At 62.9% G+C, this 16,120-nt stretch carries 16 protein-coding genes and 1 tRNA gene; 10 read left to right on the top strand and 7 right to left on the bottom strand.

All coding sequences use genetic code 11. From position 1 onward, the window contains the following. Positions 1-103 precede the first annotated feature (103 nt). The 8 genes from ilvA (at position 104) to GS429_RS13565 (ending at position 7,819) form a co-directional block, all read left to right on the top strand. Positions 104-1,315 (top strand): threonine ammonia-lyase, encoded by a 1,212-nt coding sequence (ilvA, locus tag GS429_RS13535; RefSeq protein ID WP_160065899.1) that lies wholly within the window; start codon positions 104-106, stop codon positions 1,313-1,315. 54 nt (positions 1,316-1,369) lie between these two features. Then, positions 1,370-1,750, top strand: a complete 381-nt coding sequence (locus tag GS429_RS13540; RefSeq protein ID WP_160065900.1) for a Rid family detoxifying hydrolase — start codon at positions 1,370-1,372, stop codon at positions 1,748-1,750. A 16-nt stretch (positions 1,751-1,766) separates the two neighbouring features. Beyond that, positions 1,767-2,036 carry a DUF7981 family protein gene (locus GS429_RS13545; protein WP_483870093.1) on the top strand — a complete coding sequence of 90 codons (270 nt, stop codon included), beginning with the start codon at positions 1,767-1,769 and terminating at the stop codon, positions 2,034-2,036. A 27-nt stretch (positions 2,037-2,063) separates the two neighbouring features. Further along, positions 2,064-2,144, top strand: a tRNA-Ser gene (locus GS429_RS13550). A gap of 504 nt (positions 2,145-2,648) precedes the next feature. Beyond that, entirely contained in the window at positions 2,649-3,446 is a 798-nt protein-coding gene (locus GS429_RS13555) for an SOS response-associated peptidase (RefSeq protein ID WP_160065901.1), read from the top strand. A gap of 202 nt (positions 3,447-3,648) precedes the next feature. After that, on the top strand, positions 3,649-5,316 hold the full coding sequence (thsB, locus tag GS429_RS13560; protein WP_160065902.1) for a thermosome subunit beta: 1,668 nt from the start codon (positions 3,649-3,651) through the stop codon (positions 5,314-5,316). A gap of 268 nt (positions 5,317-5,584) precedes the next feature. Next, positions 5,585-5,725 (top strand): hypothetical protein, encoded by a 141-nt coding sequence (locus GS429_RS21895; protein WP_201294017.1) that lies wholly within the window; start codon positions 5,585-5,587, stop codon positions 5,723-5,725. Positions 5,726-5,881: 156 nt separating this feature from the next. Further along, positions 5,882-7,819, top strand: a complete 1,938-nt coding sequence (locus tag GS429_RS13565) for an ABC transporter ATP-binding protein (protein WP_328821392.1) — start codon at positions 5,882-5,884, stop codon at positions 7,817-7,819. 37 nt (positions 7,820-7,856) lie between these two features. Here the strand turns inward: GS429_RS13565 and lrp are convergent, their stop codons facing one another. After that, on the bottom strand, positions 7,857-8,318 hold the full coding sequence (gene lrp, locus GS429_RS13570) for an HTH-type transcriptional regulator Lrp (protein WP_160065903.1): 462 nt from the start codon (positions 8,316-8,318) through the stop codon (positions 7,857-7,859). A 126-nt stretch (positions 8,319-8,444) separates the two neighbouring features. Here lrp and glnA point away from each other — a divergent pair, with 126 nt between their 5' ends. Beyond that, on the top strand, positions 8,445-9,797 hold the full coding sequence (gene glnA / locus GS429_RS13575) for a type I glutamate--ammonia ligase (protein ID WP_160065904.1): 1,353 nt from the start codon (positions 8,445-8,447) through the stop codon (positions 9,795-9,797). Between the two features lie 165 nt (positions 9,798-9,962). Here glnA and GS429_RS13580 read toward each other — a convergent pair whose 3' ends face one another. From GS429_RS13580 to GS429_RS13605, 6 genes are all read right to left on the bottom strand, one after another. Beyond that, positions 9,963-10,871: a phosphatase PAP2 family protein gene (locus GS429_RS13580; protein WP_160065905.1), complete on the bottom strand. Its 909-nt coding sequence runs from the start codon at positions 10,869-10,871 to the stop codon at positions 9,963-9,965. Between the two features lie 74 nt (positions 10,872-10,945). Next, positions 10,946-11,602: a metallophosphoesterase family protein gene (locus tag GS429_RS13585; protein ID WP_160065943.1), complete on the bottom strand. Its 657-nt coding sequence runs from the start codon at positions 11,600-11,602 to the stop codon at positions 10,946-10,948. A 386-nt stretch (positions 11,603-11,988) separates the two neighbouring features. Continuing rightward, positions 11,989-12,153 (bottom strand): rubrerythrin-like domain-containing protein, encoded by a 165-nt coding sequence (locus tag GS429_RS22405; protein ID WP_328821393.1) that lies wholly within the window; start codon positions 12,151-12,153, stop codon positions 11,989-11,991. A 135-nt stretch (positions 12,154-12,288) separates the two neighbouring features. Beyond that, positions 12,289-13,464 carry a CaiB/BaiF CoA transferase family protein gene (locus GS429_RS13595; protein ID WP_160065907.1) on the bottom strand — a complete coding sequence of 392 codons (1,176 nt, stop codon included), beginning with the start codon at positions 13,462-13,464 and terminating at the stop codon, positions 12,289-12,291. A 172-nt stretch (positions 13,465-13,636) separates the two neighbouring features. Then, positions 13,637-14,569: a ferritin family protein gene (locus GS429_RS13600; RefSeq protein ID WP_160065908.1), complete on the bottom strand. Its 933-nt coding sequence runs from the start codon at positions 14,567-14,569 to the stop codon at positions 13,637-13,639. Between the two features lie 137 nt (positions 14,570-14,706). Next, entirely contained in the window at positions 14,707-15,222 is a 516-nt protein-coding gene (locus GS429_RS13605; RefSeq protein WP_160065909.1) for a hypothetical protein, read from the bottom strand. A 330-nt stretch (positions 15,223-15,552) separates the two neighbouring features. Between GS429_RS13605 and GS429_RS13610 the strand changes: the two genes are divergently transcribed. After that, on the top strand, positions 15,553-15,978 hold the full coding sequence (locus GS429_RS13610) for a universal stress protein (RefSeq protein ID WP_160065910.1): 426 nt from the start codon (positions 15,553-15,555) through the stop codon (positions 15,976-15,978). The last annotated feature ends 142 nt before the right edge of the window (positions 15,979-16,120 follow it).

Here is a 16,120-nt window from a genome sequence, read left to right on the forward strand (position 1 = left end):
TCGTGTTACCGCGGTGGTAGCACAGTTCTGTCGGGCGCTCGGGCCGGACGACTGGTTCACCACACCCCGACAGTCTTACAATACGTCCCGAGTAGACTGGCGTATGCTCGAACTATCCGCTATTCTCGAGGCTCGCGAACGGGTGCGAGAAACGTCCCGACACACGCCGCTCGAGTACTCGCATACCTATTCGTCGATGACCGGTGCCGACGTCCGGTTGAAGCTGGAAAACTTCCAGCGAACGGGCGCGTTCAAGATTCGCGGGGCAACCAACCGGATCGCGACGCTTTCCGAGGCGCAAAAAGACGCCGGCGTCGTCACCGCCAGCGCGGGCAACCACGCGCAGGGCGTTGCGCTCGCGGCCACGCGTTCGGACGTCGATTCGAAGATCGTCATGCCCGAGCACGCGCCGATATCGAAGGTCAAAGCGACCAAGAACTACGGCGCCGAGGTCGTCCTCTCCGGACGCGACTACAGCGAGGCCGCAGAACGCGCCCACGAGATCGAACGCGAGGAGAATCGAACGTACGTCCACGCCTTCGACGACGAAGAGGTCATGGCCGGCCAGGGAACGATCGGCCTCGAGATTCTCGAGGACTGTCCCGACGTCGACACCGTCGTGGTTCCCATCGGCGGCGGCGGCCTCATCAGCGGGATCGCAACTGCGATCAAAGAGCAGAAGCCGGACACGCGCGTCATCGGCGTCCAGGCCGACGGGGCCTCGAGCGCTGCAGCCTCCCTCGAGAAAGGCGAGCGGGTCTCGCTCGAAGGGGTCGACACCATCGCGGACGGAATCGCAACACGCAGTGTCGGTGAGCAGACGTTCCCCTACATCCAGCAGTACGTCGACGAGGTGGTCACCGTCTCGGATCCCGAGATCGCCGTCGCGCTTGTCTACCTCCTCGAGCGGTCGAAGACCCTCGTTGAAGGCGCGGGTGCCGTGCCGCTCGCGGCGGTGCTTTTCGAACAGTTCGACTACGACGACGACGAGACGATCGTCGCGGCCCTCTGCGGTGGCAACATCGACCTCAACACGCTCACGAACGTCATCGTCCGCGGACTCGTCGAGACCGGCCGTTACCTGAAGATTCGGACCGTGCTCAAAGACCAGCCCGGCGCCCTCGAGGAACTGCTCGACATCTTTACCGCCCACCAGGCGAACATCTACGCGATCCACCACGACCGAACCTCTCGCGAGGTCGAGATGAGCGACACCGAAGTCGAAATCGAACTCGAGATGCGCGGCCCCGACCACGTCGACCAGTTCCTCGCCGCGCTTCGGGAGGCCGGTTACGAGGTCGACATTTTGGCGTAGGCCGTCGCCGTCGTTTCGCCTCCTTTTAAGCCCTATCGGCTCGAGGTGTCGAGCATGAAACGAATTATTCACACCGACGACGCTCCCGCCGCGGTCGGTGCCTACAGTCAAGCGACCAGCAACGACTCGCTGTTGTTCACCGCCGGCCAGATTCCGCTGACGGCCGACGGCGACCTCCTCGACGACGAGTCCATCGCCGTCCAGACCGAACAAGCCCTCTACAACCTCGACGCCGTTCTCGACGAAGCCGGCGCATCGTCGGAGGACGTGCTCAAGGTCACCGTCATGCTCGACGATATCGACGATTTCGACGAGATGAACGAGACCTACGCCAACTACTTCGACGACGAGCCACCCGCCCGAAGCGCCGTCGAAGTGGCCGCCCTCCCCAAGGGTGTCGGCGTCGAAATCGAAGCCATCGCGTCCCTCGAGTGAGGTGAGTCGACGCGTGTTGGCGTTCGCGAGACGAAACCCGCGTCTCACGTCGGCCCTGCTGTGGGGTGCCGTCGGCGTCATGACCGTTCTGGTGCTCGTTCAGGGCTACGCGCTGCTCGTCGACCCGCTCCTCCCGTTCACCCAGGGTGCGCTCCTGGCCGTCGTCGTCGGCGCCGCTACAGCTGCCGGTGCGTACGTTTTCGAGCACCGAATCGCCGAGTGGGCGGCCCGTCGAGCGATGCGTGAAACCGAGTCACACGGCGGCGACGACAAAAGTAAGAGTTAAACGACGGACGTGGCTAGAACCACTCGAGCCAGGATGGCCGAACGGTAAGGCGCACGCCTGGAAAGCGTGTTCCCTTTGGGATTCAGGGTTCAAATCCCTGTCCTGGCGTTTTCTGCTTTCTAACATGGGTAGCGGCCTGTATTGGATTTTCAGTCAACCGAGGATAGGTACGATCGGAGACTGTCAGTGTGGTCCGAATTTTCGAGATGTATACGGGTTTTGTGTCCGTTTACAGCTGGGTAGTTTATATCCCTGTCCTGGTGCTCTGGGACGAGTCTCGACTCGAAAAATGACGACGCGGTGAGCAGCGCCGCGGAGGCGAAGCGGCTACCGCTCGATCTCGGCCGGCGAGTCGGTCGTAATCCAGCAGTCGGGGTCATCCGGGTCTCTGAGCTCGAGTTGGCCGCTTTGACACACCACCATTTCGTATTGATCCATCGTTGTGACCCCGTCGACTACTCCGGCGGGATCGACTATCGTAACAGGGCGCCTACCACCTGAAACGGCGGGAGTATGGACAGCATACCGTCCTCTTCAGTGTTGGAACGGTGATGAGTGAAACACCGAACGTAACCGGATACTGATTTAGTCGGCGGGCCCGTCCGACTAGCTATGTGTGGTCGGTATACGTTGACGATCGAGCGGGAGGACCTCGAGGAGCGGTTCGGGGCCCGATTTTCGGACGCGAACGACAGGGAGACGGACACTCGAGGGGACCCCTCGGAGAAAGCGTTCGCGCCGCGGTACAACATGGCACCGGGCCAGCGGCTCCCGGTGATCACGGACGACGAACCCGAGACGATCCGGCGGCTCGAGTGGGGGTTGATTCCGTCGTGGGCGGAGGACGACAGCGGCGGACTTATCAACGCGCGTGCGGAGACGGTCGACGAGAAGCCGAGCTTTCGGGCGGCGTACAACCGTCGGCAGTCTCGCGAAGGGAACGACCGAGCGCCCGACACGTCGTCGGCTGGTCGGTGTCTGGTGCTGGCGGACGGCTTCTACGAGTGGGTCGAGACTGAGGACGGGAAGCGGCCCTACAGGGTCGCCTTTGAGGACGATCGACCGTTCGCGATGGCAGGGTTATGGGAGCGGTGGGAGCCGAGCGCCGAGACGACCCAGGCCGGACTCGACGCGTTCGGTGGCGGCGTCGAGAGTCCGGCGGCGGACGACGGTCCCCTCGAGACGTTTACGATCATCACGACTGAGCCGAACGACCTCGTCTCCGAGCTTCACCATCGAATGGCAGTTATTCTCGACCCCGCCGCCGAACGGGAGTGGCTGACGGCAGCCGATCCCAGGGACCTTCTCGAGCCGTATCCGGCCGACGAGTTGCGCGCGTATCCGGTCTCTCGAGCGGTCAACGACCCGGCGACGGACGAACCGTCGCTGATCGAATCGGTCGAGCCGTGACCGCAATTCCATTCGTACTTAAATATAGCGGAGATGTCCGTCCTACCGCCTTCTAAGTAGTTTGTTAACATGTGCCCCATCTAATCGATCATCGGCCCGTAGTACGGTGGTTTTGCGGGTCCTCGTTCGGCGATCAGTGACCATCACGGATACCAAATAACGAAGCATTTATGTAGAAGCACAATCAATGAATCAGCTGACTATGAGCCAGCGAATGCAGCAGGGACAGCCGATGATCGTGATGAGCGAGGATTCCCAGCGCGTCAAGGACAAGGACGCGCAGGATTACAACATCAGCGCGGCCCGTGCAGTCGCCGAAGCCGTTCGGTCGACACTCGGTCCGAAAGGAATGGACAAGATGCTCGTCGACTCGATGGGATCGGTAACGATCACCAACGACGGCGTCACCATCCTTCAGGAGATGGATATCGACAACCCGACGGCCGAGATGATCATCGAGGTCGCCGAGACTCAGGAAGACGAAGCTGGCGACGGCACCACGACGGCCGTCGCAATCGCCGGCGAACTCCTCAAGAACGCCGAGGACCTCCTCGAGCAGGACATCCACCCAACGGCGATCATCAAGGGCTTCCACATGGCGAGCGAGCAGGCCCGCGACGAGATCGACGACATTGCGACCGACATCGACACCGACGACGAGGAACTCCTCCGAAAGACCGCCGAAACCTCGATGACCGGCAAGGGTACCGAGGTCAACAAGGAACACCTCGCCCAGCTTATCGTCGACGCCGTCCGTCAGGTCACCGTCGTCGACGACGAGGGTAACAACGTCGTCGACCTCGAGTTCCTCAACATCGAGACCCAGACCGGCCGCGCCGTCGGCGAGTCCGATCTGCTCGAGGGTGGCATCATCGACAAGGACCCCGTCCACGACAACATGCCACGCTCGGCGGAAGACGCCGACATCCTGCTGCTGAACGAGCCGATCGAGGTCGAAGAGACCGACATCGACACCGAGGTCTCCGTCACGGACCCCGATCAACTCCAGAACTTCCTCGACCGCGAGGAGAAACAGCTCCGCGAGAAGGTCGATACGATCGTTGAGACCGGCGCCGACGTCGTCTTCTGCCAGAAGGGCATCGACGACCTCGCTCAGCACTACCTCGCGAAGGAAGGCGTTCTCGCCGTCCGCCGCGCCAAGAAGTCCGACCTCGAGTTCCTCTCGGAAGTCGTCGGCGCGTCCGTCGTCTCCGACCTCGAGAGCGCGACCAAGGAGGACCTCGGCTTCGGTGACGTCACCCGCGACGATGAGGACGAACTGTTCTACGTCGAAGGAGAGGACGCCCACGGCGTCACCCTCCTGCTTCGTGGCTCCACCGACCACGTCGTCGACGAACTCGAGCGCGGCGTCAACGACGCCCTCGACGTCGTCGCTCAGACCGTCTCCGACGGCCGCGTCCTCGCCGGCGGCGGCGCAATCGAAGTCGAGCTTGCTTCGCGCCTGCGCGACTACGCTGACTCCGTCTCCGGCCGCGAACAGCTCGCCGTCGAGGCCTTTGCCGACTCGCTCGAGCTCGTCCCACGCGTGCTCGCCGGGAACGCCGGTCTCGACTCCATCGACACGCTGGTCGACCTGCGTGCGGCACACGACGACGGCGACATTACGGCCGGCCTGAACGTCTTCTCGGGCGACGTCGAGGACACCTTCGAGGCCGGTGTCGTCGAACCGGCCCACGCCAAAGAGCAGGCCGTCACCTCCGCGTCCGAAGCGGCGAACCTCGTCCTCAAAATCGACGACATCATCTCCGCCGGTGACCTGTCGACCGACAAGGGCGGCGACGAGGAAGGCGCGCCCGGCGGTGCCGGCGGCATGGGCGGCATGGGCGGCGGCATGGGCGGCATGATGTAAGCGAGGTCGAAACGTAGCGAATACCTCGAATAACGATCGCCGCGACGACCACCACAACCGTAACCGTAACCGCTGTCGATTCGGTTTTCATTTTCTTTCGAATACCGTCCGTTTTGACGTGCAGCGGAGCGGACGACCGACGACCAAGAACCGCTCGAGGCCGACGGTGTGCTGTCCGCGGTGTCCGATTCGAACGTACCGGAGTATCAGCGTTCGTTCGTTTTGTGGCAAGCCAATGACCTATTGTGCTGGGACCCGTAGCACCCCCATGTCATATCAAACGACTATCGGCTGGTCGCTGTTTTCCTCCGGCGTCGTCACGCTCGTTCTGAAAGTCCTGCCCGGCGATTCGCTCTGGTGGGGGCTCATGCTGCTCGCGGTCGGTCTCCTGATTCTGTACGTTCGGTAGTCGAAGCCTGACCGATTCGAGGAGACGCACCTACGACCACGGGCGACGATCCGTCCGGCCATCCGGCCGCCCGGTCCCTCGGTCACCCGGCCACCCGGCCACCCGACTGCCCGAAATCGAGAGCGGTTTATATTTCGAACCGAAACCCAGTCGCCAGTGAGTACCACCGACGACGAGACGCCGTTCGATGCCTACCGTGAAGACGTCGACCGTCCGCTCTCGAGACTGTTCCGCGAGTACGCGCCCGGCCGACTGGGCTGGTTCTCCGCGGGTATGGTTGCGAACTTCGTCGCCCGGATGGCGAGTCTCGTGCCGCCGCTGTTGCTGGGCGTTGCCATCGACGCGATCTTCCTCGAGGCGGGTGCGTTCGAACTGCCGCTCGTCCCCGACGCGTGGCTGCCGACCGGAGATATGGCACAGTTCCAGTTTACGATCACGGCGATCGCGGTTTCCTTTCTCGTGGTCGCACTCTTCACCTGGATCTACGGCGTCACCGCCAACCTGTTCGCCCACAGCGTGATGCACGCCGTGCGGGTCGACTGTTTCCAGAAGATGCAACGGCTGGACACGGCCTTCTTCGACGAGAAACAGACCGGCGAGGTCATGGCCGTTCTCAACAACGATACGCAGAACCTCGAGATGTTCCTCGATAACGCGTTGATGAACTCGGCGCGCCTGCTCGTGATGGTCGGTGGCATCACGGCCGTGTTGTTCTACCTCAACTGGCAGCTCGCGATCGTGACCCTGTTCGCCGTGCCGGCGATGGTCGGCTTTACGATCTGGTTTATGCGCGTCGTCGAACCACGGTACGTTCGGCAGCGTTCGGCCGTCGGTCGGCTGAACACCCGCCTCGAGAACGCGATTTCGGGGATGGGGCTGACCAAGACAACCTCGAGCGAGGCCTACGAGGTCGACCGCGTTCGCGGCTCGTCGCGAAACCTGTTCGACCGAACGATGGACGTGTTGAAACTGAGCTACCTCTACCGGCCGGGGATGGAGCTGCTCGCCGGTCTGGCCTTCGCCGCCACCTTCCTCGTCGGCGGGCTCTGGTTGACGACCGGCACCGCGCCGGGGCCGCTTACGGGGACGCTCTCGGTCGGCGACTTCGTCGTCTTCCTGATGCTCACCCAGCGGATCGTCGATCCGCTGGCCGAGGTCTCGAACATCGTCGACCAGTACGAGAACGCCAAAGCCTCGAGCGAGCGCGTCTTCGGGCTGATGGAGATTCCGGTCGCCATCGACGACCCGGACGATCCCGTCGACATCACGCCGGTCGACGGGCGGGTTACCTACGAAGACGTCTCGTTTAGCTACGACAACACGGTCGCTCGCCACAACGCGGACGGGACCGAGACGGCGTTCGAAGAGCCCGTCCTCGAGGATATCTCCTTCGAGGCCGCGCCGGGAGAGACGGTGGCGTTCGTCGGACCGACGGGTGCGGGGAAATCGACGGTGCTCAAACTCCTGCTTCGGCTCTACGACGTTCAGGAAGGGGCAGTACGGATCGACGGCCACGATATTCGCGACGTCTCGCTCGCCGACCTTCGCTCGGCCGTCGGCTACGTGAGCCAGGACACGTTCCTCTTCGACGGGACGATCGCCGATAACATCCGGTACGGTCACTTCGACGCCGACGACGAGGCGGTCCGCGAGGCGGCGAAAGCGGCCCAGGCCCACGAGTTCATCACCGAACTTCCGGAGGGGTACGAGACTCGCGTCGGCGAACGCGGCGTCAAGCTCTCGGGCGGCCAGCGCCAGCGGGTCGCGCTCGCTCGAGCCGTCCTCGCCGATCCCGAAGTCCTCATCCTGGACGAAGCGACGAGCGCCGTCGACACGAAGACCGAACTGCTGATCCAGCGATCGATCGACCGGCTGACCGAGGACCGCACGACGCTGGCTATCGCACACCGTCTCTCGACGGTCAAAGACGCCGACAGCATCCTCGTTCTCGAGGACGGCGACGTCGTCGAACGGGGGACACACGAGGAGTTACTCGCGGCGGATGGGCGGTACGCGACGCTGTGGGCAGCCCAGGCCGGCGATCGAGAACTGGCAGCTGAGGCGCTCATCGAGAACAGCGGCTCACAGGCGTAACGAACGGAAGTACAGCGCGTTCGGTCGTCGAACTGCGTTAGGTATCGTCGACGTCGAGTTCGAACTGCTCGTTTTCGCTGACCGCGTTGAGGACGACGCTCGTGTTCGAGGCCTTGATGTCCGGATCGGTGAGCAGTTGTTTGATCTGGTCGTTCATCCCATCGGTGTCTTTGAACTTGCCGATGGCGATCACGTCGTAGTCGCCGGTAACCTCGTAGACACTGATCATCTGGCGGTGCTCTCGCAGCGTGTCGGTGACGTCGGGCAGTGCGTTTCCTTCGACCTGCAGTTGGATGACGGCCGTCACGTCGTAGCCGACCGCATCGTAGTTGACCCGCGGTGTGTAGCCTTCGATCACGCCCTCTTCCTCCAGGTCTGAGAGGTGATTCGAGACGGTCGTCACGGAGACGTCCAACTCCTCGGCGAGGCTGCGGAGGCTCGCTCGGCCGTCGCCCAGAAGTGAATTCACTAATTTTGCATCGAGATTTTCGTACGTCATCACATCCAACCTCTCACCGTAGCCTTTAGAACTTTACGAATATACAGTTTCAGAGGATGGAGAGAAGATTTGCTTGGAGCAGTAGGGTTTTAGTAGCGGAGTTACTTGGGTAGGACGACGAGAAAGATGACAAGCGGAAACATCACTGAATCCGAACAGGCGGTATTAGACGAAATCGAAGAGAAAGACGTCGACTTTCTTAGGCTTCAATTTACTGATATTCTTGGAACCGTAAAGAACGTTTCCGTCCCGGCTCGACAGGCCGAGAAGGCATTTTCCGACGGTATCTATTTCGACGGGTCTTCGATCGAAGGCTTCGTGCGCATTCAGGAATCGGACATGCGTCTGGTTCCCGATCCGGATACCTTCGCCATCCTCCCGTGGCGCCAGAAAGAAGAAAGTGCCGCAGCCCGGATGATCTGCGACGTTTACAACACGTCGACCGGCGAACCGTTCGAGGGCGATCCGCGTCGCGTCCTCAAGAACGCACTCGACCGCGCCGACGAGATGGGGTACGAGGTTAACGCCGCACCCGAACCGGAGTTCTTCCTCTTCGAAGAGGACGAAGACGGTCGCGCGACGACCAACACGGGCGATCAGGGCGGCTACTTCGACCTCGCACCGAAAGACCTCGCAAGCGACGTTCGCCGCGACATCATCTACGGCCTCGAGAGCATGGGCTTCGAAATCGAAGCCAGCCATCACGAAGTCGCACAGGGCCAACACGAGATCAACTTCGAGTACGACGACGCGCTGACGACGGCCGACAACGTCGGTACCTTCCGCACCGTCGTACGGGCCATCGCTGCACAGCACGACCAGCACGCGACGTTCATGCCCAAGCCGATTCCGCGGATCAACGGCTCGGGGATGCACACGCACCTCTCACTGTTCGAGGACGGCGAAAACGCGTTCCACGACGACGACGACGAGTTCAACCTGAGCGACACCGCTCACTCCTTTATCGCCGGGATCCTCGAGCACGCGCCGGCGATCACCGCGATCGCGAACCCGACGGTCAACAGCTACAAGCGCCTCGTCCCCGGCTACGAGGCACCCGTTTACGTCGCCTGGTCCGATCGGAACCGCTCCGCACTGATCCGCAAACCCGCCGCTCGCGTCCCGGCGGCGTCGCGTGTCGAACTTCGCTCGCCGGACCCGTCCTGTAACCCCTATCTCGCCATCGCCGTCATGATTCACGCCGGTCTCGACGGCATCGAGCAGGACCTCGAGTGTCCCGACCCGGTTCGAGAGAACATCTACGAGTTCGACGAGCAGAAACGCGAGGAGTACGGTATCGACACGCTGCCGTCGAACCTCGGCGCTGCCGTCGACGCCCTCGAGGAGGATGAGGCCGTCTACAACGCGCTCGGCGACCACATCGCACCGAAGTTCGTCGAAGCCAAGCGCCAGGAGTTCGAAGAATACCTCGTCGACGTCTCCGACTGGGAACTCGACCGCTACCTCGAGACGTTCTAACCCGTCGCGGCGATCGGTATCGTCGCCGGTTTCACCGTCGCTCGCTCCGTTTTCGGCTTTTTTGTTTTCCGTTTACCGCTCCCCGCGCTCGTCGACCCCCGCACCGAACTCGAGAGCCGCCGTCAATCGCGGTCGCGGCGATGGGTGCCCAAGTGGCTAAACCGCCTAGCCGACCACTTCTGCTCGCGATGGCGACGCGGTCGTTCGTCCGACGAGACGCGGGAGTCCAAGAACGAGTACGCCGCCTGTGAGCCCGACTGCCAACCAGACGACGACGTGAGTCGTAACGAGTAACACGAGCGCGACGAGCGCGAGCACGCCGATCCCCAGCACCGCGTGGATGACGACCCCGAGCGTCATCGGCCACGGTTCTCGAGGGGGCGTCGCGTACTGCCACGCGAGCAGGGCTCCGACGCAGCCGCCGAACAGCGCCATCGTATCCGGCCGCCCGCTCGTCCAGAAGGCCACGAGCGCGAGCGCTGCAGCGACCGTAAACGTCGTATTCACGGCGACGTGCTCGCCTTGCTCTCGGGTTCGACGACGGATCGACAGAACGACACACAGGTAACAGACGCCGGCAACGATCCCAACCAGCACGTCGATCGGGAAGTGAACGCCGGCCCCGACTCGAGCGAATCCGACGAGGACGACCATCGCCGCGGCACCGAGAAGCCGCAGCCGTCCGGTGGCGACATCCGACTCGAGGGCGACCATCGTCCAGATAACGGTGGCGGCGACGGCGTGCCCGCTCGGAAAACTCGTCGTGGACACTTCGACGGCCGGCGCGTACAACAGGGCGACGACCGTGGGCAGGGCGTCGGGGACGATCGCGGGACCGACGCCCGGCCGCGGCGTCTCGAATATTCCCTTGAGGCCGAGCATCACGGCGTAGCCGCCCATGACGATGCCGATCCACGAAGCAAACCGGTGGCGGTCACGGAACCAATATGCCAGGACGACCGCCGGAGCGACGAACCAGACGCTCCCCAGATACGAGAGGAAGGCGAAGAGAAACGCCATCCACTCCGGGAAGGTGTCCCTCACGAGTTCGACCTGTGCCGACTCGAACCACATCTATTCTGTCATTACCGGGGCTGGATATTATACCCTCCGATTCTTCACTCTGAGTAACATGTTTTACCGAACGGTTATCCGACGGAGACGGATTCCGGGCCGAAATCGTGATCGTGCGATTCGAGTGTCAACGATTCCGGATCGAGCGTATAGTACCGTTCCCAGGCCGGGGCGAGACTCACGACGTCGACCCCTGCGATCTCGGCCTCGCGATGCTTGTGGTGGTGGCCGACCAGACAAAGCGACGGCGAGAGCGCCTCGAGAAGGGCGTTTACGTGTTCGCAGCCGGGATCGTAGCCGTAGGATAGCAGGCCGGTCGGCGCTTCGTGAGCGAGCCACACGTCGACGTCGGATAGTTCGGTCGCCCGTTCGATATCTTCGTGCGTGAAATGGCGACGGCGCTCGCCCTCGAGAGCCGCTCGCGGACGGTCGTACTTCGTCGGCGCGTAGTTCCCCGAGAGCCCCGCTACGCGGCAGCCGTCGACGGTCGCAGTGGTGCTTGCAAGTAGTGTGACGGTGTTCGTCTCCGGCGGCGTTTCGCCCCCGTGCAATGCCTCGATGACGTCGAAGTCTTCGTTGTTTCCCGCGATAAACCACGTCGGTGCCGGCAGATCGTACAGTTCGAGATCGCCGAGTTGGAGGACCCGATCGGGATCGCAGGCTCGGTAGCATTCGAGGAGCGCTTCGCGACGAGCCGGGTCGGACGCGTGGGCGTCACCCAGAACGTGCATGGCGAGACGGAGGCGCGCGACGGGGAAAGTCTCGTCGCCGTCCCGTCCGCTCTCGGTGACGGACTCGAGTTCGCGCTCGAGGACCAATCGGTCACCGTCGAGGTGTTCGCTTCACGCGGGTGTCCGGGTCCCGTTCCGCGGCCGGAACTGTTCGAAACGCCGATCCCGAAATCGAGCGGAGTGCCGTTCGACCGACCAGTCCCGCCCCAAGCGTCGACTGCTGAGCGAAGTCACGCGATGGATGACGATTTCGCTCGGCAGTTCAGGTTTGGGAGACCACTAGCGGCGGTTCGGGGCCGAACCGCGGGGTGGGACAGATACCAGCTCGAACGGTGACGACGCTGGCACCCGCGGCCCGTACGCGAGGCTGTCGGAATCAGTCGCCGTCAGCTCCCCGTCGCTTCGCCGCCGCTGTATCGCGTCGTCGTGGACCGAAGCGACCCGCCACAGTCCGGGCAGTTCGCGCGATAGGAAACGGGATGTACCTCTCGTGAACAATCGAGGCATTCGTAGTAGTTATCGTAGTCTTTCATTCGATATCCTCTCGGCATGAGAGGCAATGTCTGGCATAATAAATGTTTTCCTGGACGAGTGGTCACTCAGGAGTGAGCGCGAGTCACGGGGGCCGAACCGACGGATCCGTTCCGCCTCGTCCCGAACTCGAGGCGATTCTACCGCACTCGAGATCAGCGAACGGCGCCGGTTTCGAGGAGCGCCTCGATGGCCGCCTCGTCGTACCCGGCGTCGGCGAGGTATCGACGCGTGTGTTCGCCCTGGTCCGGAACGTCCTCGTGGTGTTCCGACGGGGGGTCGCTACTGCGGGCGGGGAATCCGATCCGCGGCGGCCTATCGTCGGAGCGCTCGATGAGCTCTCGAGCGCGAAATTGGCGGTGTTCGACCATTTCGGCGGGCGTGTACACGCCGGCGAAGGCCGCGTCGACGTCCTCGAGAACCGCGTCCCACTCGTCTCGCGTTCGGTCGCGAAACAGGGTCTCGAGTTCCGTCTCGAGCGCGGCGAGGACGTCCGGATCCTGGGACCCGTGTTCGTCGACCAGATCGTCCCGACCGACGGCCTCGCAGAAGGCCCGCCAGAACTTCGGCTCGAGGGCGGCGAGCGTGACCCACTCTCCGTCGGCCGTCTCGTAGCTGTCGTACCACGGAACGCCGCCCGTGAGCGCTGTCTCGCCCGGCCGGGGCTCGGCGGGGTCGCCGGTCAACGACTGGTAGGCGATCGACTGGGAGAACGACGCGACGACGTCGGCCATCGCCACGTCGATGTACTCGCCGCCGGTGTTGCCGAGTTCCCGCGAGAGCACTGCACCGACGATGGCGAACGCGGCGAACAGGCCGCCGGCCATGTCGCCGATCTGGTAGCCGGGAGGCTGTGGCTTTGCCGCGGCCGACTCGCGGGTCATGTCGAGCAGTCCGGCCAGCGCGACGTAGTTGAGGTCGTGTCCGGCGCGGTCGGCCCAGGGTCCGTCCTGTCCGTACCCGGTGAGCGAACAGTAGACGAGTTCCTCGTTGTATTCGGTGAGCGTTTCGTAGTCGATTTCCAGTCGGTCGACGACGCCCGGCCGGAACCCCTCGAGGACGACGTCGGCGTCCTCGACGAGTCGGTAGAAGGCGGCCCGGCCGTCCTCGCTTTTCAGGTCGATCGCGACGCTCCGTTTTCCGCGGTTGACCATCTCGAAGATCGCACCGGTGTCCCGAGACGTCTGCGGTGCCATCGCTCGAGCGTAATCCCCCGCTCCGGTGTCCTCGACTTTCACCACTTCGGCTCCCGAGTCGGCTAACAACTGCGTCGCGTACGGACCGGGGAGCAAACGCGAGAGATCGAGCACGCGGATGCCATCGAGTCGCATGCTGGAGTCATCGAGGGAGCGGTACTTTACGGTGAGGGAACAAGACGGTGCGGTCAGGATGGTGTGGTGGTTCGTAGACGTCGATTCCATCCCCGCGCTCGGACGGACCGCTGGAAGTCAGTTTCGGAGCACCCAGCCCCGAGCGGCCAGGAAATTGCTACACCGATCCGTATCAGTCGTCGCTTTCTAACTGGACCAGCTCGTCGACGTCCGGAAGGTCAGCCGCGGTGTCCGTGATCTGGCGCATGCGGTCGGTATGCTTGTCAACCGCGTAGGCCGCCAGTTCGCCGTCCTCGAGACCGACGCGCTCCGCATCGGCGTCGGGCTGAAACCGATCGTCTTCGGTAATTCCTTGCACGAGCGGCAGGAGCTCGTTGACCGTGTCCTCGATGAGCTTCGGATCGACACCCTCCTGAATGAGTTTCTTGAGCTGGTTCATCCCGAACCCGACGTGTCGGCCCTCGTCGCTGCGGATCTTCGTGAACCCCTCGACGAGTCCTGGGAGGTACGGCAGCTCCTCGAACTCCCCGCCGTAGGACGTTTGCATCCCGTAGTAGCCCGTCTGGGCGAGGATCCCTTCGACGGTGAGGTGGTAGTGACAGTACGCCTTCGCCCGGGTTTCCGGGGTATCTTCGTCCAGCAGTCGATACTGGGCCTTTTTGTTGCGATCGAACAGCTCGACGTAGGGGTCGTTGAACCACTTGTCGGCGCGGGGGTTCGACCGATCCCAGCCGAGTTCGTCCTCGACCGTCCAGATCACTTCCCGCCAGTACCGATCGAAGAAGTCGGCGTGTTTGGCCTCCTCGTACAGCTGGGTCGTCAGGAACAGCTGATCGTCGATATCCTCGAGCACCGTCGCCAGGGGCGCGAGATCTTCGGTGACGGCATCCTCGCCCGCTCCGAACTTCGCGATTCCGTTCAGCGTCCGATCCCAGGCCTGTGCGTCGTAGTCTTGGGCACCCTCGATGTACTCGAGCAAGTTCTCGACGTCTCGCTCGAGTTCGATCTGGCCCGGATCCCAGTGGCGCTCGACCGCGTTGCGGTAGTAGCGGTTCGACCGCGACTCTCGGTCCATCAGCTCGCTCGGGATGTATTCAGTTGACATACCTCATACTACGCACTCCGACTATTAAAACTGGCCTCGGTAACGAACAATCGGGAACAGGAGCGGATCGATCGGAAACGCGAACGGCGGATACGCGACGAACGGCGGTGAGTTGCCTCTCGTCTCCGAGAGCGATATCACGCTCGCTGCGGCGCCGACCCGATCTCGAAGAATTCCTCGTAGAGGGTGTCGGCGAGCGCATCGAGGTTCTCCTCCGCCTCGGTTGCCGCCATCGTGTCGCCGACGCCTTGCCACTCGACTGCGAGCTGTGCGATCGGGACCAGCGCGATGCCGCCGACGGTGATCTCTCCGTCGGCGGTGTGGATCGTCCATTCCGTCCGCATTCCATCGGACGATCGGGTGACGTCGTCGATCTGTCCGCCCTTCGCGACCCACCGTTCGACGAGTCCGTCGGTGATCCGGCGCAGTTTTCGTTCGCCCAGCAGGTGAACGACGACGCCGCCACCGACCAGCAGAACGAACGCGGCGAGCGCCACGGGGAGCCCACCGTACGGGACGTTCACCGACGCCGCCAGTCCTGCCGTTACGACGACGAGTCCGAGTACCCGTGCGTCGATGGCACTGGGAATCGTCCCGCTCCAGCCGGGTTCCTCGACCCGTCCCTGCGCCTGAGTCGGCTGCTCGAGTTGCATCGTTACTCGAGGATGTGGCCGACTCCCGGGTAGCCGTTGACCTGTCTTACGACCGACTTTATATCCCCCCTGTCAAACGTATTTGGTATGGAGTAATTCACCGACACCGCCCCGTTTACGGATCGGTGGGAACGAGACGGGTATGCCGGTCCTCGCTCCGGCGGTCTGCCGACGACCGAGACGAACGCGACGAAGACAAAGAAGATACCGACGAAGACTGAACGGTCTTCGCCGATTGACTCGAGTTCGGAACCCGATCCAGCCCGCTCTGTTTCCCTCGAAATGAGGGTCAGAGTCGGTTTTATGAGTCTGGTATGAGAAATCCGTCTTATGCACCGCGTTCTACTCCCCGTCGACACGAACGAGAGCCGATCGGTTGCACAGGCCAAGTACGTCACCTCACTGCCGGACGCACCCGACTCCGTCGAAGCCTCCGTGCTGTTTATCTTCACCGACGAGGGTGCAGACCTGCCCGAGGAACTCGACCGGTTCAAGTCGGCCTCGCGGATCGGTTCCGTGCGTCGGGCGAGAGAACACCTGGAGGCCAACGACGTCGACGTCACCATTCTCGAGGGAAGCGGCGACGTCGAGGGGGGTGACATTCTGGAAGCAGCACGGGAACACGACGTGGATTCGATCGTACTCGGCGGCCGAAAGCGATCGGCGGTCGGCAAGGCGGTGTTCGGAAGCGTCACGCAGTCGGTGATCCTCGACACCGATCGACCGGTGGTCGTTACGGGAAGCGGACGGGACTGAGACGGTTTACTGTACGTCATTTTCGGCGCAACCGCGTCCTGTCCTGCGGTTGCGCTATAGTAGCACTGGAAGTCAGTTCCGGCCGTCTTCGATCCGGGGAGTCTGCGGGTAACTCGGGACAGCGGACCGTTTAAGTCGGCTG

The sequence above is a fragment of the Natronorubrum halalkaliphilum genome (assembly GCF_009834785.1).
In the GTDB taxonomy this organism is placed as follows: Archaea; Halobacteriota; Halobacteria; order Halobacteriales; family Natrialbaceae; genus Natronorubrum; species Natronorubrum halalkaliphilum.